At 54.2% G+C, this 18,947-nt stretch carries 15 protein-coding genes; 13 read left to right on the top strand and 2 right to left on the bottom strand.

Annotation, left to right across the window (positions count from 1 at the left end; genetic code table 11):
• Window positions 1-57 precede the first annotated feature (57 nt).
• The 6 genes from V6U78_RS05080 to V6U78_RS05055 all read left to right on the top strand — a co-directional run bounded on the left by V6U78_RS05080 (window position 58) and on the right by V6U78_RS05055 (window position 8,084).
• On the top strand, window positions 58-570 hold the full coding sequence (locus V6U78_RS05080; RefSeq protein ID WP_405338058.1) for a DUF2489 domain-containing protein: 513 nt from the start codon (window positions 58-60) through the stop codon (window positions 568-570).
• A 5-nt stretch (window positions 571-575) separates the two neighbouring features.
• Complete coding sequence (locus V6U78_RS05075; protein ID WP_405338055.1) at window positions 576-1,040, top strand: DUF327 family protein; 465 nt, start codon at window positions 576-578, stop codon at window positions 1,038-1,040.
• Window positions 1,041-1,128: 88 nt separating this feature from the next.
• A complete protein-coding gene (cysM, locus tag V6U78_RS05070; protein WP_405338052.1) occupies window positions 1,129-2,031 on the top strand; it encodes a cysteine synthase CysM in 903 nt (300 codons plus the stop codon).
• Between the two features lie 46 nt (window positions 2,032-2,077).
• Complete coding sequence (gene relA / locus V6U78_RS05065) at window positions 2,078-4,360, top strand: GTP diphosphokinase (protein WP_405338049.1); 2,283 nt, start codon at window positions 2,078-2,080, stop codon at window positions 4,358-4,360.
• Between the two features lie 27 nt (window positions 4,361-4,387).
• Entirely contained in the window at window positions 4,388-5,284 is an 897-nt protein-coding gene (mazG, locus tag V6U78_RS05060) for a nucleoside triphosphate pyrophosphohydrolase (RefSeq protein ID WP_405338046.1), read from the top strand.
• Between the two features lie 22 nt (window positions 5,285-5,306).
• Window positions 5,307-8,084: a response regulator gene (locus V6U78_RS05055; protein WP_405338043.1), complete on the top strand. Its 2,778-nt coding sequence runs from the start codon at window positions 5,307-5,309 to the stop codon at window positions 8,082-8,084.
• 86 nt (window positions 8,085-8,170) lie between these two features.
• Here V6U78_RS05055 and pabB read toward each other — a convergent pair whose 3' ends face one another.
• On the bottom strand, window positions 8,171-9,490 hold the full coding sequence (gene pabB / locus V6U78_RS05050) for an aminodeoxychorismate synthase component I (protein ID WP_405338040.1): 1,320 nt from the start codon (window positions 9,488-9,490) through the stop codon (window positions 8,171-8,173).
• Window positions 9,491-9,725: 235 nt separating this feature from the next.
• On the opposite strand from pabB, the gene V6U78_RS05045 reads away from it, so the two are divergent.
• The 5 genes from V6U78_RS05045 to prpF all read left to right on the top strand — a co-directional run bounded on the left by V6U78_RS05045 (window position 9,726) and on the right by prpF (window position 16,662).
• A complete protein-coding gene (locus V6U78_RS05045) occupies window positions 9,726-10,457 on the top strand; it encodes a GntR family transcriptional regulator (RefSeq protein WP_405338037.1) in 732 nt (243 codons plus the stop codon).
• Window positions 10,458-10,476: 19 nt separating this feature from the next.
• Window positions 10,477-11,370, top strand: a complete 894-nt coding sequence (gene prpB, locus V6U78_RS05040) for a methylisocitrate lyase (RefSeq protein WP_405338034.1) — start codon at window positions 10,477-10,479, stop codon at window positions 11,368-11,370.
• A 59-nt stretch (window positions 11,371-11,429) separates the two neighbouring features.
• Window positions 11,430-12,584, top strand: coding sequence for a bifunctional 2-methylcitrate synthase/citrate synthase (gene prpC / locus V6U78_RS05035; RefSeq protein WP_405338031.1), 1,155 nt, complete (start codon window positions 11,430-11,432; stop codon window positions 12,582-12,584).
• A 123-nt stretch (window positions 12,585-12,707) separates the two neighbouring features.
• Window positions 12,708-15,308 carry a Fe/S-dependent 2-methylisocitrate dehydratase AcnD gene (gene acnD / locus V6U78_RS05030; RefSeq protein WP_405338768.1) on the top strand — a complete coding sequence of 867 codons (2,601 nt, stop codon included), beginning with the start codon at window positions 12,708-12,710 and terminating at the stop codon, window positions 15,306-15,308.
• A gap of 175 nt (window positions 15,309-15,483) precedes the next feature.
• Window positions 15,484-16,662, top strand: coding sequence for a 2-methylaconitate cis-trans isomerase PrpF (gene prpF / locus V6U78_RS05025; RefSeq protein ID WP_405338028.1), 1,179 nt, complete (start codon window positions 15,484-15,486; stop codon window positions 16,660-16,662).
• A gap of 44 nt (window positions 16,663-16,706) precedes the next feature.
• Here the strand turns inward: prpF and V6U78_RS05020 are convergent, their stop codons facing one another.
• Window positions 16,707-17,633, bottom strand: a complete 927-nt coding sequence (locus V6U78_RS05020) for a LysR family transcriptional regulator (protein ID WP_405338026.1) — start codon at window positions 17,631-17,633, stop codon at window positions 16,707-16,709.
• A gap of 104 nt (window positions 17,634-17,737) precedes the next feature.
• Here V6U78_RS05020 and V6U78_RS05015 point away from each other — a divergent pair, with 104 nt between their 5' ends.
• Window positions 17,738-18,178, top strand: a complete 441-nt coding sequence (locus V6U78_RS05015; RefSeq protein WP_405338025.1) for a DoxX family protein — start codon at window positions 17,738-17,740, stop codon at window positions 18,176-18,178.
• A gap of 201 nt (window positions 18,179-18,379) precedes the next feature.
• The gene (locus V6U78_RS05010) at window positions 18,380-18,844 is read left to right on the top strand and encodes a MerR family transcriptional regulator (protein ID WP_405338022.1); all 465 of its coding nucleotides are present in this window, start codon (window positions 18,380-18,382) and stop codon (window positions 18,842-18,844) included.
• The last annotated feature ends 103 nt before the right edge of the window (window positions 18,845-18,947 follow it).

The raw sequence follows: 18,947 nt of genomic DNA, 5'->3' as shown, positions 1-18,947 counted from the left end.
GTCATCTGTTATTCTTCATCTTTTGATTGATTCGCCTTCCAACCAAAAGGGCACAAGATGAGCATTAAAGACGCCGCTATTCTCCTTGCTGTTGCCATTGCTTTTTTAATCCCTTTCGCTGGTTATGCCCTGCATGTGCATCTCGAAGCCAAGCGGCGGCAAGCACTGGCCGAGGCCACCCATCGGCGTGAAGCTGAACAGGCCAGCCACAACCTGTATGAGCAAATTTTGTTGATTTGTCGTGCCGCTGAGGATCAACAAATGGATCAGATTGAAGCCTGCTTGCGCTTGCGCGTGATGTTGGATCTGCTGCAAGAAGGGCGCTATGTACAGCAACCAGAGTGGCAGGTGATTGATCAGATTTACCAGCGGGCGCGCCATCTCGCGACCCATCAGGCCTACCTTGATTTAGCGCCGGATGAAAAAGCCCAGCAGGATCAGCAGCGCCGTGCCTTAGAAGAGCAGTATGAAGCCCAGCTGCAGCCTGCCTTTCAGGCACTGAAGCAGTTCTGCGTTACCCAAGGTGGGCAGATTGCGCCTCCTTTGTATATTGATGCAGCCGCGAGGTAAACAGCATGTTACCTGTCAACACTATGCTGAAGAACCTGCGTTCTGATCGACAAAAAAGAAAGCCCAGCGCGCGTGCCGATGCGCAAACGACGACAACCGGCAGTTTTAATGATCAGCTGCTGAACCAGATTTCGGTTGCTGGACGGGCTGATCTTAAACGTGAATTGCGCCAGCTACAGGAGTTGATGGAGCAGTCTGGCGAAGAGTTAGAGCGCAACCCGACCATTGGCAATCTCGAAGTTTTTCGTGCGGTTTTGGCACAGCTGGTCGCCAAGGTGGTCAAAGGTGGGTTTCAGGTGGATAGTGTTGGTCCTGGCTGGCATCCAGCGGATCGGCATCAGATTGTCCGACGTATCGATGACGAGGCTGAAGAGCTGCTGGAGCTGGTGATGCATCAGCAAAAAGATCGCGTGGCGATTGCGCGGCGTTTAGTGAATATCAAAGGCTTGGTGATCGATCTGATCTCCTAACACGCATTGGATGATCGTCTCTTGAGTTGCACCGGTCCTCACGTCGATCGTGAGGGTTGAATGTTTAGTGAATAATAAGGTTGGCTCTATGTCTGCTTTTCCCAAATGGCCCAGTGTCGCTGATTTAGTGGGTCACACTCCTCTTGTTCGTTTACAGCGTCTTCATGCAGGGCGCAATAATCATCTACTCGTGAAGCTGGAGGGCGATAACCCTGCCGGTTCAGTCAAGGATCGGCCTGCTTTCTCGATGATACGTCAAGCTGAGCAGCGTGGTGATATTCGACCGGGTGAGCGTATTATCGAAGCCACCTCAGGCAACACCGGCATTGCCCTGGCGATGGCGGCCGCCGTGATGGGCTATCGCATGACTTTGATCATGCCAGAGAACCTTTCTGATGAGCGCAAGTGGTCGATGCAGGCCTATGGTGCGGAATTGATTCTGGTCACCAAAGAGCAAGGCATGGAAGGCGCACGCGATTTGGCGCTGCAAATGGAGCGTGAAGGCAAGGGTCGCGTGTTGAATCAGTTTGCCAATCAGGATAATCCGCTGGCGCACTATCAGTCGACTGGCCCAGAAATCTGGGAGCAAACGCAAGGGCGTGTCACGCATTTTGTCAGCTCGATGGGCACCACCGGCACGATTATGGGCACGGGGCGCTATCTCAAGGAGCAGAACCCAGCAGTACAAATCGTGGGTTTGCAGCCAGAAGAAGGCTCGAGTATTCCGGGTATCCGCCGCTGGCCTGAGGCCTATCTACCCAGTATTTTTGATCCTGCTGGTGTGGATCGTGTCCTCGATATCAGCCAGCAAGAAGCAGAAGCGATGACACGGCGTCTGGCGCGTGAAGAGGGCATTTTTGCCGGTGTCTCCTCAGGTGGTTCGGTTGCCGGTGCGTTGAAAATCGCAGCAGAACTGGAGAATGCGGTGATCGTTGCTATAGTGTGCGATCGAGGTGATCGCTATCTCTCAACAGGTGTGTTTGCTGTTTAAGACGATCTCAGGCGTAAGCGCGCCTTAGCAAGAGGTGGGATAGGGCATGGTAAAAGTTAGAGACGATCAACCACTGAAAGAAAATGGTCAGGTTGACCTCCCCCTTTGGATAGAGCATTTACAAAAGGAAGTGGCTCTGGCCCATCCGGATCGAGTCCTCGCTGCGGCAGAACTGGCCGAAGAGCTTGAAGCCCGCGCCATTGCAGAGCAGCGTCAGTGGTATGAAGGGGCGAGCAGCCTGCGCACTGGCTTGGAGATGGCCGATATTCTCGGTGAGTTGCATCTGGATGATGAAACCCTGATGGCGGCGATTCTTTATCGTGGCGTGCGCGAAGAGTTAATTACGCTGGAGGCCATCGAAAAGCGCTTTGGTGGCTCGGTCAGCAAGTTGATTGATGGCGTGCAGCAGATGGCTGCCATCAGTCAGATACAGCCAAGTGACTTGCCTGCTTTTGGTCAAAAGCAAAGCCAGCTTGAGCAGCTGCGTAAGATGCTGGTTGCGGTGATCGATGATGTGCGCGTGGCATTGATCAAGCTGGCTGAGCGGACCTGCGCTCTGCGCCAAGTCAAAACGGCTCCGCGAGATAAAAGACTGCGTGTCGCGCGTGAAGTCTTTGAAATCTATGCGCCTTTGGCCCATCGCCTCGGCATCGGCCATATCAAATGGGAGCTGGAGGACTTATCTTTTCGCTATCTCGAAGAAGATAGCTACAAGTACATTGCGCGCCTGCTCGCTGAGCGCCGCATGGACCGCGACGGTTATATTCAGCAGGTGATTCAGCAGTTGTCTAGCGCTATCCAGGACCAAGGGATACAAGGCGCGGATCTGCAAGGCCGTGCCAAGCATATCTATTCCATCTGGCGCAAAATGAAGCGCAAGAAGATCGATTTTTCTCAGGTCTATGATGTGCGCGCGGTACGGATTCTGGTGCCTGAGGTGCGCGATTGCTATGCCGCACTGGGCATTGTTCACTCCATGTATCGCCATATCCCGCATGAGTTTGATGACTATATTGCCACGCCCAAGGAGAACGGCTATCGCTCCTTGCACACGGCGGTACTTGGGCCAGAAGGCAAGGTGCTGGAAGTCCAGATTCGTACCTTCGCGATGCATGATGAAGCTGAACTTGGGGTGTGCGCACACTGGCGCTACAAGGGCACCGATGCCAGTGGCAAGAGCAATGCCTATGAAGAGAAGATTGCCTGGTTGCGTCAGGTGCTGGAATGGCAGGAAGAAATAGGCGATGCCACTGGCTTGCGTGATGAATTACAGCATGATGTCACGCCAGATCGTATCTATGTCTTTACGCCAGATGGCCATGTGATTGACCTCCCTCAAGGTGCAACGCCCATCGATTTTGCCTACCGTGTGCATACCGAAATCGGCCACCGCTGCCGGGGTGCCAAGGCCAATGGGCGTATTGTGCCGCTGAACTATGCGCTTAAAACGGGCGAGCAGGTTGAGATACTGACCACCGCAGGAGAGGGCGCACCGAGTCGCGATTGGCTGAACTCCGCGCTGGGCTATGTCAAAACCTCACGCTGCCGCGCCAAGATCCAGCATTGGTTTAAGCTGCAAGATCGCGATAAAAATATCGATGAAGGTCGTCAGCTGCTAGAAAAAGAGTTCAGTCGCCTCAGCTTAGAAGGCTTGGATCTGAAGGCCGTAGCTCAGGCTTTGAATCTGCACAAAGAAGAGGATCTCTACGCTGCACTCGGTGCTGGAGATGTGCGTCTGGGGCAGGTCCTGTCTATGGCGCAGCACCTGTTCGGAGAAACTGAAGATCTGGATCAGCTGGATCGCTTGTTGACGCGCCCTGGGCAGCGTAAAGAGACGGCGACGAAAGATGATGTCACCATTTTGGGTGTTGGTAATCTGATGACCCAGATGGCCAAATGCTGCCAACCCTTACCCGGTGATGACATCCTCGGCTATATCACCCTCGGTCGCGGCGTCACGATTCACCGCCAGGATTGTTCCAATGTGGGGCAGCTGCGCGCAGAAGATCCGAATCGCTTGGTCAATGTTGAGTGGGGCCACAAAAAAGCCCAGATGTATCCAGTGGATATTCGTATCAAGGCCTGGGATCGCACTGGCCTGCTGCGCGATATCACGTTGATTCTGGCCAATGAAAAGGTCAATGTGCTTTCAGTGAATACACTGACCGACAAAAAAGAGAATCTGGCCAATCTGCTGCTGACGCTGGAAGTCCAAGGCTTGGAAGCGCTGGGTCAGGTTCTGAATAAGCTGAATCAACTCCCCAATGTGGTGGATGTGCATCGCTTCCGTCAAAAATTGACGCCTTCTTCTGCCAAGTCGGCAGATTAAGCAGGCGTGATGTCAAAAGGAAAGCTTGTGTCAGAAGGCTATCAAATACAGGATCTGCTGGCGCTGATGGCGCGGCTGCGTGATCCCCAGCAGGGTTGCCCTTGGGATCTAAAGCAAACCTGGCAGACCATCGTGCCGCATACGCTAGAAGAAGCCTATGAGGTGGCGGAATGTATCGAGCAGCAGGATTATCAGCATCTTCAAGAAGAGCTGGGTGATCTGCTGTTTCAAGTTGTCTACTATGCCCGCTTTGCTGAAGAAGAAGGGCGTTATGATTTTGCGACGATCGTCGATCAGCTCACCGCCAAATTAATTCGTCGCCATCCTCATGTCTTCCCTTCTGGGACGCTGAATGGCTTATCTCAGCAGAAAACGCCTGTTGATGCAGACGCCGCTCATCCATCTTTTGTGGATGAACAGCAGGTCAAGCAGCGCTGGGAGGCAATCAAAGCCGAAGAGCGTCAGGCTGCGGCCTCTTTGCAGCAGCCAGTCTCCGTTTTGGATGCTGTTCCCATAGCGCTACCGGCGATGACGCGCGCAGTTAAATTACAAAAGCGCGCTGCCAGTGTGGGCTTTGATTGGGCCGAGTCCTTGGCTGTCGTGGATAAAATGCAGGAAGAGCTGGATGAAATCCGCGCTGCATTGGCCAGCGGTGAACAGGCCGCTGTCGCTGATGAAGTTGGCGATTTTATTTTTGCGACCCTCAATCTGGCGCGCCATTTAAAGGTGGACCCTGAGCAGGCGCTTCGAGGCACCAATCGCAAATTTACAGAGCGCTTTCAGCAGGTCGAGCGCTTGAGCGCTGCTGCTGGAGCACCTTTAACGCTAGAGCGTCAGGCTGATCCAGAACAAGCCGTGACACTGGAGCAAATGGAAGCTTATTGGCAGCAAGCCAAGCAGATCGAGCGCACCAAACAAGGATGAGCAGGGGCAAGCTATCATGCGGATGAGTTTGAAAGGCTGGGTGTTTTTTCTGGGATTCTTCCCTCTATGGCTGCTGGTGCTGCTGTTGGGGGGCTGGATGTTATCGCAGCACTTTCAAGCGCTGGAGCGGCAGTTGTTTGAAAAAGGCCAGCTCACGCTGAGAAATCTCAGTCCCGCGCTGGCGATGGGTCTGACGCAACCAGATCGTCAGGCCTGGCTCAGAGCTGTTTCTGAGCAGCTGCTCGAAACTCCCGATGTGCGAGCCTTCTCGATTTATGATCAACGCCAGCAGAGCCTATTGCACAGTGGACCCAGCATGCGCCCGCTCGAGCGTGATGCGCATCTGCGTTGGACCCACCAATCCTCTTATGCGGTTGAGCAAGATACCCTCCGCTTTATTGAACCCCTCTATGATGTCGGTGCTTTACGCGATGTGCAGCGCTTGCGTGCGGCGGATGGCCCTCAGCTGGTTGGCTGGGCTGAGCTGGAAATTTCTCGGACACCCTTGCGGCTCTATCAATATCGTATGCTGCTGCTCAGCGGTGCACTGGTGCTGGGCTTTTTGTTCTTCAGCTGGATGGCAACCCATCATTTTATCCGCTACTTGCAAAGGCGCTTGGATAACTATAGTCATGCCTTGCAGCAGGTTGCGGCTGGCGAACCTTGCACCTTAGAGGATCTGAACGAAGTTCAGGAACTGCGACATCTGCGTGCGCGAATCTGGGATGTGGCGGATGCCGTGACACAGCGTGAACAGTTTTTGAATCAATCGATTGAAGAGATTCAGGAGGATGCACTGCGCAGCCTTGAAACGATTGAAATCAAAAATATCGAGCTGGATCGTGCGCGTAAGGATGCTTTGCAAGCCAGCCGGATTAAATCTGAGTTTCTGGCCAATATGAGCCATGAGATTCGCACGCCTTTGAATGGCATTATTGGCTTTTCTAATCTTTTATCACGCACTGAACTTGATTATCGCCAGCGAGAATACCTCACTCACATTCTTGGTGCTTCAGAAACCATGCTTGGCATCATCAATGACATTCTGGATTTCTCTAAAATTGAAGCCGGCATGATGGTGCTTGAAGAAGAGCCGCTGGCATTGCGCCAGCTTCTAGAAGATTGCCTTTCGCTCTTTGCCCCACAAGCCCATCGCGGGCAGCTGAATCTGCTCGGTCTGGTGTATGACGATGTTCCGCTACAGGTGAAGGCTGATCCACTGCGCTTAAAGCAGCTGCTCACCAATCTGGTTGGGAATGCACTGAAGTTCACCGCAGAAGGTGAGGTGGTGGTGCGGATTATGCTGGATGATCTGCCCGAAGAAGGCGATGAGCCGGAGGTGCAGCAGATCGGACGCTATTGCCAGCTGCGCTTTAGTGTCAGCGATACAGGCATAGGGTTGAGTGAAGTCCAGCGTCAAAAGCTCTTTCGTGCTTTTTCTCAGGCGGATACAACACAAACCCGCCAGTTTGGTGGCACCGGGCTGGGTTTGGCCATCTGTAAGCAGCTGGTGCAGCAGATGGGAGGGCGGATTGATCTGGATAGCACCGAAGGCCAGGGGTCGACCTTCTGGTTTAGTCTACCGCTTCAAATTGTCCAGCCTGCTCAGGAACCCGAGGTTTGGCTTAAAGGCCAAGCGGTGCTTGTCATTGAATCTCACCCGCTGACCAACCAAAGCTGGTGTCATCAGCTGCGCAGCTGGGGGGCGCAGGTGACCTCTTCGTTAGTCTTACCTGACTTGCAGCAGCTCTCACCCTCACTGCTGCTGATCGGAATGAATGCACAACAGATGCAGGACCCGCTCTGGCGTGATTGGGTCAAGCAAGCGCAGCAGCAGGGGTGCCCTAGTGTGCTGGTGTTCAATACCAGTGATGCCGAGCTGCTTCACTTTTGGCGTGCTTATACCAGCGAAGCCTTTCTTGCAAAGCCGCTGGGGGTTGAGACGCTTCGCCGTGCTGTCAAAGAGCAGTTAGAGCAGCGAGCGCCTTTGCCTGCGCCGACACCCACGGCCGCACCGCTTGTACTGGCTGAGCCAGTCGAACGCCAGCCTAGGGTTTTGGCGGTAGACGATACACCTTCTAATTTGCTGCTGCTGGTCACCCTCTTAAAGCAAATGGGCTATCAAGCTTTAGAAGCGACTCATGGTGATGAGGCTTTACAGTTGATCCAGCTCCATCGGGTTGATCTGGTGCTGATGGATATTCATATGCCGGGGATGACGGGTTTTGAAGCCGCTCAGCGCATACGTTCACTGGGACATCAGTACCGCAGTTTGCCGATTATTGCTTTGACAGCCCATGCCGCTCATGAAGAAAAACGCCTGTGGCTGGATGCTGGGATCAATGACGTGCTGCTTAAACCCTTGCAGGAAAAGCAGCTGGTCGATGTGATGCACCGTTGGCTAGGTGAGCGCTCACAAACTCGTGCCTCACGCTGGGATCAGCCCCCAGTGGATAAGGAAATGGGGGTGCATTTGGCGGCAGGCCGTCCAGAGCTGGCCGATGAGTTGCTCGAACTGCTCGTTGACTCCTTAGGTGCCAGTCGTGCTCAGTTGAAAGCGGCTTTTGCAGAGCAAGAGCCAGAGAAGATGCAAGAGGCGGTGCATCGCTTGCACGGAGCCACGCGCTACTGTGGTGTGCCAGATCTGGCGCAGATCACGGAAGCGCTGGAAACGCAGATTAAATCAGGGCATCTGCAACTGGCACAATCCAATCTCGAACAGCTGTTGCATGAGATGGCGCGCTTACAAAGCTGGTTCGATGAGGAGTATCGGCGAGGCTGGCATTTTGAAGTGTCCTAGTCTGAGTGCTTGTGCCGCAGAATGGAGGGCGTCATCACTGAGTTTTGAGTGAGGTTGGACCTAGCCAAGTTGCTAGATCCCAGTCCTCAATCACGCAAAAAATCAGGCTGTAGGCAACGGATCAGCTGCGCAATTTTATCTAGGGTTTCCTGATATTCTGCCTCTGGATCTGAATCAGCCACCAGACCGCCGCCTCCCCACACATAAAGGCGTTGCTGGCGCGCAATAAAAGTACGGATAGCGATATTAAAGTCCATCTGTCCACGATCATCGAGATAGCCGATCGAGCCGCAATACACGCTGCGCTGTTGTGGTTCCAGTTGATCAATAATCTCCATCGCCCGAATCTTGGGTGCCCCCGTAATCGATCCTCCTGGAAAGCTGGCCGCCAGTAGATCCACTCCGCTGGCTTGGGATGTCAATTTTCCCACTACGCGGCTCACCAGATGGTGCACATTGGTATAGCTTTCCAGTGTAAATAGATCGGGCACACGGATGCTTCCTGGACGACAAACCCGCCCGAGATCATTTCTGAGCAGATCTACAATCATCAGGTTTTCAGCCCGATCCTTGGGGTGGTTGAGGAGTTCTTCGGCAAGGCGCTGATCTTCATTTGGGGTCGCACCGCGCGGCCGCGTACCCTTGATGGGTTTGGTTTCGACCCAGCCTTGTGCATCAACGCAGAGAAAGCGCTCGGGTGATAAAGACAGCAGTTGATGATCGCCAAAATCCAGGTAGGCGGCAAAGGGGGCCGCGATCTGTTCGCGCAATAAAGACCAAGCGGTTAAAGGATCCCCCTGAAATCCAGCCGAAAAACGCTGCGCCAGATTGATTTGATACACATCTCCGCTGCGCAGCCAGGCTTGGACCTGAGCAAACTTCTCTCGATAAGCGTCTTGGCTCATATTGCTGCGAAAAGGCTCCGTCAACTGGAAAGCGTGTAAAGCGGGCGCAGCGGGCTCGTTGGCCAGGCGCTGGCGTATCCATGCTGGCGCGTTGCCCACCAGCCATGATTCATGGCGTTGATGATCGGTCACCAAGGCCCAGGGGTAATAGCCCATCGCAATCCAAGGGAGGCCAAGGTCATCCTCCGCCTGCTGGGTAACTGGCTCAAAAAGCTGGCCAGCGGCATAACTCCAGTAGCCTATCCACCCGCTGATAAAAGGCAGATGAGCAATGTCAGCCGCCACCTCGCCATCAGGCAGGGTGGGGCGAAGTTGATCGAGCGCTGCCGCTTGTTGCGGCTGCTGAATCACCAGACGACGGCTGGGCGCGGCGCTGGCAATCGAGAAGCGTCCTGCGCGTGCACTCGGGTGGCCAGAGTCGAGTAATACAGGCCAGGGTTGATGCTGAATCAAGCGAAGTAGGGCGCGGCTATCTAAATAAGGAAGAGGGGCAAAAGACATAGAGATATAGGCCAAGTTGTTGACACTTTGAAGAGGTGACTAGGGCGTCGTTTTTACTACCCAAGATCAAATGCTTTTATTAATCAAGCGGATAAGGCTTGGCTGGGCAAGGTTAAGACTAAGGTTCTAATTGACCTCTTGGCTGCTCCTGTCTACAGTGGCTCGCATAGCATGATTGTCGACAATGATGTGGAGCTGCCTGTTCCACCCTGATCCGCTTAAGAAAAGTGCCACTATGATAAACGATTCCGCTGTGAATGAGCAGCATTGGGCCAGTGAGGTCGGGGATAGCCTGACCCTAGCAGATCGTGTTTTTGAGGAAATTCAGGATGCGATCGTCACTGGGCATATAGCGCCAGGTAGCAAGATTACCGAACCCGGCTTGGCGAAACAGTATGGTATTTCGCGTGGCCCTTTAAGAGAGGCGATGCGTCGTCTAGAGGGGCGTCATCTGGTCACGCGGATTCCGCATGTTGGTGCGCGAGTGGTGTCCTTATCGCTGGAAGAGTTGTTGGAACTCTACGAAGTACGCGAGGCAATGGAAGGCATGGCTTGCCGTCTGGCGGCGCGCCAGATGCCACAAAACGAAATTGATGGCTTGAAAGCCTTGTTGCAGAAACACCAGTCTCAGGCAGAGCTGCAAGAGAATATTGCCTACTACCAAAAAGAAGGTGATCTGGATTTTCATTATCGCATCGTCCAAGGCAGTGGCAATAAAAAGCTGAAGGCGCTCTTGTGTGGTGAGCTTTATTACCTGGTGCGTATGTATCGTTACCGCTTTAGTGCGACCAGCGGTCGTCCACAACGGGCTTTTGAAGAGCATTACCGCATTGTGGATGCCATCGAGCAGCGCGATGAAGAACTGGCTGAAATGTTGATGCGTCGTCATATCCGTGCATCACGCAACAATGTAGAGCAGCGTCTCAAAGAGTCGCTGTCATCTCACGATCCAGAAGCATTGAATTAAAAAGAGAGAGGAATACTCCATGACACAAAGATTGACAGCTGGTGGCCGCTTTCGTCAGGCCCTGAAAGACAACAACCCGCTACAGATTGTTGGCACCATCAATGCCTATCACGCGATGATGGCGACCCGCGTGGGTCATCAGGCCATTTACCTGTCTGGTGGTGGTGTGGCCAATGCCTCTTATGGTCTGCCGGATCTGGGCATGACCAGCATGAATGATGTACTGGAAGACGTGCGCCGCATCACCAGCGCCGTGGAAACCCCGCTGCTGGTGGATATCGACACCGGTTGGGGTGGTGCCTTCAATATGGCGCGCGCCGTGAAAGAAATGATCAAGGCCGGTGCAGCAGCGGTGCATCTGGAAGATCAGGTGCAGCAAAAGCGCTGTGGTCACCGCCCGAACAAGGAAATTGTTTCCCTGCAGGAGATGGTGGATCGCGTGAAGGCGGCTGTGGATGCGCGTACTGATGATGACTTCTTTATTATCGCCCGTACGGATGCCTTCCAGATGGAAGGGCTGAATGCGGCTGTTGAGCGTGCCCAGGCCTGTCTGGAAGCCGGTGCTGACGGTATCTTTGCTGAAGCTGTCCACACCCTGGAAGACTACAAAGCCTTTGCGGACGGCATCAAGGGTGCCCACCTGCTGGCCAATATTACCGAATTCGGTGCCACGCCACTGTTCAACAAAAAAGAGCTGGCAGAAAACGGTGCCACTATGGTGCTTTACCCCCTGTCTGCCTTCCGCGCCGCCAACAAGGCTGCCCTGAATGTATTCCAGCATCTTTTAGATGACGGCGATCAGAAGGCCGTCGTCGATACCATGCAGACCCGTATGGAACTTTACGATTTCCTGAACTACCACGATTTTGAGCAGAAGCTGGATCAGCTGTTTGCTCAGGGTAAAAACAAGTAAAACGGCCGACAGAACAGGCTGTTAAAAAAAGGTTATTGAAGGATAAAGAGGAGCTGCTGATGTCTGAGAACACCACTCAACTGCCCAAGCCAAAGAAGTCGGTTGCCCTGTCTGGCACGGCTGCTGGCAATACGGAACTCTGTACTGTTGGCCGGAATGGTAACGAGCTGCACTACCGTGGCTACAATATTCTCGATCTGGCTGAACAGTGCGAATTTGAAGAAGTTGCGTATCTGCTGGTGCATGGCAAGCTGCCAACGCAAGCGGAATTGACGGCGTATAAAAACAAACTCAAAGCCCTGCGTGGCCTGCCCGCAGCGGTGAAAGTGGCACTGGAACAGCTGCCGCCTTCTGCTCACCCAATGGACGTGATGCGTACCGGCGTCTCCGTACTGGGTTGCGTGAAGCCTGAGAAGGACGATCACAATCACCCGGATGCCCGTGATATCGCTGACAAGCTGATGGCCTGTCAGGGCTCGATGCTGCTCTACTGGTATCACTATGCCTACAACGGCAAGCGCATTGATCTGGAGACCGATGATGACTCCATCGGTGGGCATTTCCTGCACCTACTGCACGGCGAAAAGCCACGTGAATCTTGGGTGCGTGCGATGCACACCTCGCTGATTCTCTATGCAGAGCACGAGTTCAACGCCTCCACCTTTACCAGCCGCGTGATTGCCGGTACTGGCTCAGATTTCTACAGCTGTATTGCTGGCGCGATTGGTGCCCTGCGTGGCCCCAAACATGGTGGCGCCAACGAAGTGGCCTTTGAGATCCAGAAGCGCTACGACAATCCAGATCAGGCTGAAGCCGATATCCGTGAGCGTGTTGGCCGTAAAGAAGTGGTGATCGGTTTTGGTCACCCGGTTTACACCGTTTCTGATCCGCGCAATGAAGTCATCAAAAAGGTGGCCAAAGAACTGTCAGAAGAACAGCAGAACACCAAGATGTACGATATTGCTGAGCGTTTGGAAGCGACCATGTGGGAAATCAAGAAGATGTTCCCCAACCTCGATTGGTTCTCTGCGGTGAGCTACCACATGATGGGGGTGCCGACTGACATGTTCACCCCGCTGTTTGTGATCTCCCGCACCTCCGGCTGGAGCGCTCATGTCATCGAGCAGCGCATCGACGGCAAGATTATTCGTCCCAGTGCCAACTATGTGGGCGAGGAATGTCGCCCTGTGCCTCCAATCGCGGCACGTCGTTAAGTGGTTTCGTGGGCTGTCCTCACACTTGCCGGTGGATCGGCAGCCCACTTTTTTAACACCTTGTGCCTAATGATGTGACAGCCTGAGTTGTGCTGCCCTTTTGCCTGATGATGAGTCGCTATGATGAATACAGAATTTCGCAAACCCCTTCCCGGCACGAACCTGGATTACTTCGACACCCGTGCGGCGGTTGAAGCCATCCAGCCCGGTGCTTATGAAACCCTGCCTTACACCTCCCGTGTACTGGCTGAACAGCTGGTGCGCCGCTGTGAACCCGAAGACCTGACTGATGCGCTGAAACAGCTGATCGAGCGCAAGCAGGAGCTGGACTTCCCCTGGTATCCCGCTCGTGTGGTGTGCCACGACATTCTGGGTCAGACCGCTCTGGTGGATCTGGCCGGTCTGCGTGATGCCATCGCTGAAAAAGGCGGTGATCCATCCAAGGTCAACCCGGTGGTACCCACTCAGCTGATTGTTGACCACTCGCTGGCTGTGGAAGCGCCCGGTTTTGATCCAGACGCGTTTGAAAAGAACCGTGCCATTGAAGACCGTCGTAACGAAGACCGTTTCCACTTCATCGAGTGGACCAAAACCGCATTCAAAAACGTCGACGTGATTCCTGCCGGTAACGGCATCATGCACCAGATCAACCTGGAGAAGATGTCTCCGGTGATTCAGGCACGTGATGGCGTGGCTTTCCCCGATACCTGTGTCGGTACTGACTCTCACACGCCTCATGTAGATGCTCTGGGTGTCATCGCTATTGGTGTCGGTGGTCTGGAAGCCGAAACCGTGATGTTGGGTCTGCCATCCATGATGCGCCTGCCGGACATCGTCGGTGTGGAGCTGGTCGGTAAACGCCAACCTGGTATCACTGCTACCGATATCGTCCTGGCCCTGACCGAATTCCTGCGTAAGGAGCGAGTCGTGGGTGCTTATCTGGAGTTCTTCGGTGAAGGCGCTTCCAGCCTGTCCATCGGTGACCGTGCCACCATCTCCAACATGACGCCTGAATATGGTGCGACTGCCGCGATGTTCTACATCGACGAGCAGACCATCGAGTATTTGAAACTGACTGGTCGTGAGCCAGAGCAGGTGGCACTGGTTGAAAACTACGCCAAAACCACAGGCCTGTGGGCTGACAGTCTGGTCAAAGCCCAGTACCCCCGTGTATTGAAGTTTGACCTGTCCAGCGTGGTTCGCACCATGGCTGGTCCTTCCAACCCCCATGCTCGTGTTTCCACCAGTGATCTGGCGGCCAAAGGCATTGCCGGTAACCTGGACGCAGCACGCCAGCAGGAAGAACAGGGCCTGATGCCCGATGGCGCAGTGATCATTGCGGCCATCACCTCCTGTACCAACACCTCCAACCCGCGCAACGTGGTAGCGGCTGGTCTGCTGGCGAAAAAAGCCAACGAACTGGGTCTGGTCCGCAAGCCCTGGGTTAAATCTTCCTTTGCGCCTGGCTCCAAAGTCGCCCGCCTGTATCTGGAAGAAGCCGGTCTGCTGCCTGAACTGGAAAAACTCGGTTTTGGTATCGTGGCTTATGCCTGCACCACCTGTAACGGCATGTCCGGTGCACTGGACCCGAAAATCCAGCAGGAAATCATCGACCGTGACCTGTACGCCACGGCGGTGCTGTCCGGTAACCGTAACTTCGATGGCCGCATTCACCCCTACGCCAAGCAGGCCTTCCTGGCGTCACCGCCACTGGTCGTGGCTTATGCACTGGCCGGTACGGTGCGTTTTGACATCGAAAAAGACGTGCTGGGCACTGACAAGAACGGTAACCCGATCACCCTGAAAGACCTCTGGCCGTCTGATGAAGAAATCGACGCCCTTGTGGCTTCCAGCGTGAAGCCTGAACAGTTCAAGCAGGTCTACATCCCGATGTTTGATCTGGATCGTGGTCAGGAAGCCGAAAGCCCACTGTATGACTGGCGCCCGATGTCCACCTACATCCGTCGTCCGCCTTACTGGGAAGGTGCTCTGGCCGGTGAGCGCACCATGAAAGGCATGCGTCCGCTGGCAATCCTGCCGGACAACATCACCACCGACCACCTGTCACCGTCCAACGCCATCATGATGGACTCTGCCGCGGGTGAATACCTGCACAAGATGGGCGTGCCGGAAGAAGACTTCAACTCCTACGCCACTCACCGTGGTGACCACCTGACCGCTCAGCGGGCCACCTTTGCCAACCCGAAACTGATCAACGAAATGGCCGTGGTGGATGGTCAGGTCAAACAGGGTTCACTGGCGCGTGTGGAGCCGGAAGGCAAGGTCATGCGCATGTGGGAAGCGATTGAAACCTACATGGAACGCAAACAGCCGCTGATCATTGTGGCGGGTGCCGACTATGGTCAGGGCTCTTCCCGTGACTGGGCTGCCAAGGGTGTGCGTCTGGCCGGTGTGGAAGTGATTGCTGCCGAAGGTTTTGAGCGCATTCACCGCACCAACCTGATCGGTATGGGTGTGCTGCCGCTGCAGTTTGAAGCTGGCACCACACGCAAGACCCTGGGGCTGGACGGTACTGAAACCTACGACGTTGAAGGCGAGCTGGCACCCCGTGGCACCATGACCCTGGTCATCAATCGCAAGAATGGTGAACAGGTGCGTGTACCCATGCTGAGCCGACTGGACACTGCTGCGGAAGTGCATGTGTACAAGGCCGGTGGTGTACTGCAGCGCTTCGCCCAGGACTTCCTGGAAGGTAGCGTCTGATCAGCCCGCGCTGAACTCTGAACCGGGTGCGGGGCATGTCTGTGCGGACACGCCGTAAACCCTTCCCTGGGGGCTCGCTGTTGCCATCCATGGCAACAGACGGTCCGCCCAGACAAGTCCCCGCCCCCATCCCGCGCTGGTTCTCCGGCGCGGTTACTTTTTAAGGAGCCATGTGATGTCCAGTGTTCCCCAGATCAAAATTCCCGCCACCTATATGCGTGGCGGCACCTCCAAGGGTGTATTTTTCAGCCTGACCGACCTGCCCGAAGTGGCGCAGGTGCCGGGTGAGGCACGTGACAAGATTCTGCAGCGGGTGATCGGCAGTCCTGATCCTTACGGCCAGCAGATTGACGGCATGGGTGGTGCCACCTCCAGCACCTCCAAAACCGTGATTCTGGCGAAAAGTGAACAGCCGGATCACGACGTGGATTACCTGTTTGGTCAGGTCGCCATCAATAAAGCCTTTGTCGACTGGTCCGGTAACTGCGGTAACCTCACCGGTGCCGTGGGTGCTTTTGCCATCAGCAAGGGGTTGGTGGATGCTTCACGCATTCCGGAAAACGGCATCTGCACCGTGCGTATCTGGCAGAAGAACATTGGTAAAACCATCATTGCCCATGTGCCGGTCACTAACGGTGAGGTGCAGGAAACCGGTGATTTTGAATTGGATGGTGTGACCTTCCCGGCAGCCGAGGTGGTGATCGAGTTTATGGATCCGGCTGACGGCGAAGGCTCGATGTTCCCCACCGGTAATGTGGTGGATGAGCTGGAAGTGCCTGGCATCGGTACCTTCAAGGCCACCATGATCAACTCCGGTATTCCGACCATTTTTATCAATGCCGCTGATATCGGTTACACCGGTACCGAGCTGCAGAAGGACATCAACTCGGATGCCGAGGCGCTGGCAAAATTTGAAACCATGCGCGCTTATGGTGCGGTGAAGATGGGCCTGATCAAGGATATTTCCGAAGCTGCTGCCCGTCAGCACACCCCAAAAATCGCCTTTGTTGCCCCGGCCACAGACTATGTCACCTCCAGTGGTAAAAACCTGCAAGCCGGTGACATTGACCTTTGTGTTCGTGCGCTTTCCATGGGTAAGCTGCATCACGCCATGATGGGCACGGCTTCTGTGGCCATTGCCACGGCTGCGGCCGTTCCGGGCACACTGGTGAACCTGGCTGCCGGTGGCGGTGAGCGGGATGCCGTGACCTTTGGTCATCCTTCCGGAACTCTGCGTGTGGGTGCCGCTGCTGCATTGGTCGACGGTGAATGGGCGGCTACTAAAGCGGTGATGAGCCGCAGTGCGCGGGTACTGATGGAAGGCTGGGTGCGTATTCCTGGTGATAGCTTTTAACAGCAGTCATCCTAAAGTCAGTGATAGATCAACTAACGCCAGCTTTAAGCTGGCGTTTCTATCAGCAATAACCCGTATTCAGGGTCCCACTCGGCCTGCTTAACTTGCTCAATCATCCATCTCAGGCCTTGTCCTCGTGCTTCACCTTGCCAAGCGAGGTAAATCGGCACCACTGGCCTTGTTTCGTCAATCGGTAAGATCACGAGATCCTCACGAGCCAGCTCTTCCCGAATACGATGGCGTGGCAAATAACCAACACCCAGCCCTTGTCGCTGTAACTCTATCTTGTGAGCAAGTGAAGGCACCAAGATCTGGCTCTGTCCATCAAGCAATCCCGTAGAGCGAGCAGGCAGGTGGCGGGTCGTATCTCCGACCACGATGCGCGCAAATGAACGTAGGTCGGCTGGAGTAATAGGATGGGCGCAGCGCGTTAATGGGTGCTCAGGGTTCACTGCAAAGACAAACTCGACTGAACCTAGGTGATGCGTTTTGATCTGGGCATGGGGTGCAGGGCCATCCGCGCCAATGACCAGATCGCAGCGCCGAGCATGGAGCGCATCCCAGCTGCCAGCAAGCACTTCTTCAGAAAGACGTATTTCAGTATGGGGCTGTCTTTGTTGCAGCTTGCCAATCAATGGGTAGAGGCTGTGCGGATCGAGCAGGGTATCAATACAGATGCGTAATTCAGCCTCCCAGCCTGTTGCTGCCTCGCGTGCTAGAAGTGTCAGCTCATCTGCCGCTCGAATAATATGCCGTCCCTGATCAAGCAGTAGTTGTCCTACATTGGTGAGCTGTGCCTGGCGACGGCTGCGATCAAAAATCTGGACATCCAAATCCTGCTCCAGTTTTTGAATCGTATAAGACACGGCCGAAGGGACGCGATGCAGCTCTTGCGCTGCGGCTGCAAAGCTACCACGACGAACAATGGCATCCAGGGTGCGCAGGGCTTCGAGTGTCAGCGGTGAATTCATTGCTCAGTTTTTTTGATCATAATGATCAAAAAGCTCCGTTATTTTTCTTTAAGTGAAAGATTTATAGTGCATCTATAGATCATATTAACTGACGGGAGCATAAAATGCGTAGCAACTGGATCAAGACCTTACTCAGTACACCAGCTCAATGGGGCAGCCTGATGCTGCGTGTGCCAGCGGGTGTTATTTTTATGGCACACGGAGCGCAGAAGCTTTTCGGTGCTTTTGGGGGCTATGGCTTAGAAGGAACAGGACAGTGGATGGCCTCTATTGGTTTAGAGCCAGGCTACTTGATGGCTCTTGCCGCAGGCAGCGCTGAGTTTTTTGGTGGCCTTGCATTGCTGATCGGCCTGTTAACGCGCCCAGCAGCAGCGGTATTGGCAGTGACCATGCTGGTCGCTATTTTTGCAGTGCATTTTGAGCATGGTTTGTTTCTCAGTGCTGGCGGCTATGAGTTTGGCCTGGCACTACTCTCTATGTCCGCCGCACTGGTGATGATCGGCGGTGGTCGCTGGTCTGTCGATGCTGTATTAAGTCGACGTTAAATGGATGGTTGAGTCCTGAGCCTCCTCGTTTTGAGGGGGCTTTTTTATGCCCGCTTAATGCAGATGCTGACGTATGGGATGAGCTGAGTTATCATTTGTAACAGAAAGGAAACATAGCAGCCTTCGTTGGCGCGCTAAGGCAACGCCAATGAAGGCTGATGCAAGCTGAATCAAAATGGACGATTCAAGGGGAGAGTGGAAATGATGGAGCTAGAAGAGTTTGCGCAGCAGGTAGGCTGCTCGCCAGAACTCATTAGACACTATGAAAAGCTGTCCTTGCTTGATCGACCTAAAAGCAGGTTGTTTGAACGCCCTCTCTACTCAGTAAAAGACCTCGATCGTGTCTGCCTGATTCGCCAGGCGCGTTTCATGGGTTTTGATTTAACTGCCCTAAAAGAGCTTCTCCTGCTTGCTGATCAGCCAGACAAAGATCCTTACCTGCCTGGTCAATTGGCTAACTTGCATCTTGAGCGGCTTGAGGGACGAATCGAACTCATGAGTGCACTGGCCGAAGAGTTGCGTATTCTCGCGCAGAAGAAAATGAGAGTAGAAGGCCAGAATTCAGCCGAGCAGATTATCCAAGCACTCAGGGAGAGAGCGGCCTTTTATCAAGCCGACTGGCCACGCTGGGAGAAGGATGAAATGGAAGCCTCGGAAGAAGAATGACTGAGATGATAAAAAAAGCTTGCACAGATCAAATAAGCTGCTATTATTCGCTTCCTCGCTGAGACACAGTCAGTTGGCGAGAAAAAGCTTTTAACTTCTTCTA

This window comes from Marinospirillum alkalitolerans (assembly GCF_045055655.1).
Lineage (GTDB): Bacteria > Pseudomonadota > Gammaproteobacteria > Pseudomonadales > Halomonadaceae > Marinospirillum > Marinospirillum alkalitolerans.
This window is presented reverse-complemented; position numbering and strand designations above follow the sequence as displayed.

What these genes read in the sequence shown, in the direction of transcription:
- V6U78_RS05080 (WP_405338058.1), top strand. Translation starts at nt 58, where the DNA reads ATGAGCATTAAAGACGCCGCTATTCTCCTTGCTGTTGCCATTGCTTTT.
- V6U78_RS05075 (WP_405338055.1), top strand. Translation starts at nt 576, where the DNA reads ATGTTACCTGTCAACACTATGCTGAAGAACCTGCGTTCTGATCGACAA.
- cysM (WP_405338052.1), top strand. Translation starts at nt 1,129, where the DNA reads ATGTCTGCTTTTCCCAAATGGCCCAGTGTCGCTGATTTAGTGGGTCAC.
- relA (WP_405338049.1), top strand. Translation starts at nt 2,078, where the DNA reads ATGGTAAAAGTTAGAGACGATCAACCACTGAAAGAAAATGGTCAGGTT.
- V6U78_RS05055 (WP_405338043.1), top strand. Translation starts at nt 5,307, where the DNA reads ATGAGTTTGAAAGGCTGGGTGTTTTTTCTGGGATTCTTCCCTCTATGG.
- pabB (WP_405338040.1), bottom strand. Translation starts at nt 9,490, where the DNA reads ATGTCTTTTGCCCCTCTTCCTTATTTAGATAGCCGCGCCCTACTTCGC.
- V6U78_RS05045 (WP_405338037.1), top strand. Translation starts at nt 9,726, where the DNA reads ATGATAAACGATTCCGCTGTGAATGAGCAGCATTGGGCCAGTGAGGTC.
- prpB (WP_405338034.1), top strand. Translation starts at nt 10,477, where the DNA reads ATGACACAAAGATTGACAGCTGGTGGCCGCTTTCGTCAGGCCCTGAAA.
- prpC (WP_405338031.1), top strand. Translation starts at nt 11,430, where the DNA reads ATGTCTGAGAACACCACTCAACTGCCCAAGCCAAAGAAGTCGGTTGCC.
- acnD (WP_405338768.1), top strand. Translation starts at nt 12,708, where the DNA reads ATGAATACAGAATTTCGCAAACCCCTTCCCGGCACGAACCTGGATTAC.
- prpF (WP_405338028.1), top strand. Translation starts at nt 15,484, where the DNA reads ATGTCCAGTGTTCCCCAGATCAAAATTCCCGCCACCTATATGCGTGGC.
- V6U78_RS05020 (WP_405338026.1), bottom strand. Translation starts at nt 17,633, where the DNA reads ATGAATTCACCGCTGACACTCGAAGCCCTGCGCACCCTGGATGCCATT.
- V6U78_RS05015 (WP_405338025.1), top strand. Translation starts at nt 17,738, where the DNA reads ATGCGTAGCAACTGGATCAAGACCTTACTCAGTACACCAGCTCAATGG.
- V6U78_RS05010 (WP_405338022.1), top strand. Translation starts at nt 18,380, where the DNA reads ATGATGGAGCTAGAAGAGTTTGCGCAGCAGGTAGGCTGCTCGCCAGAA.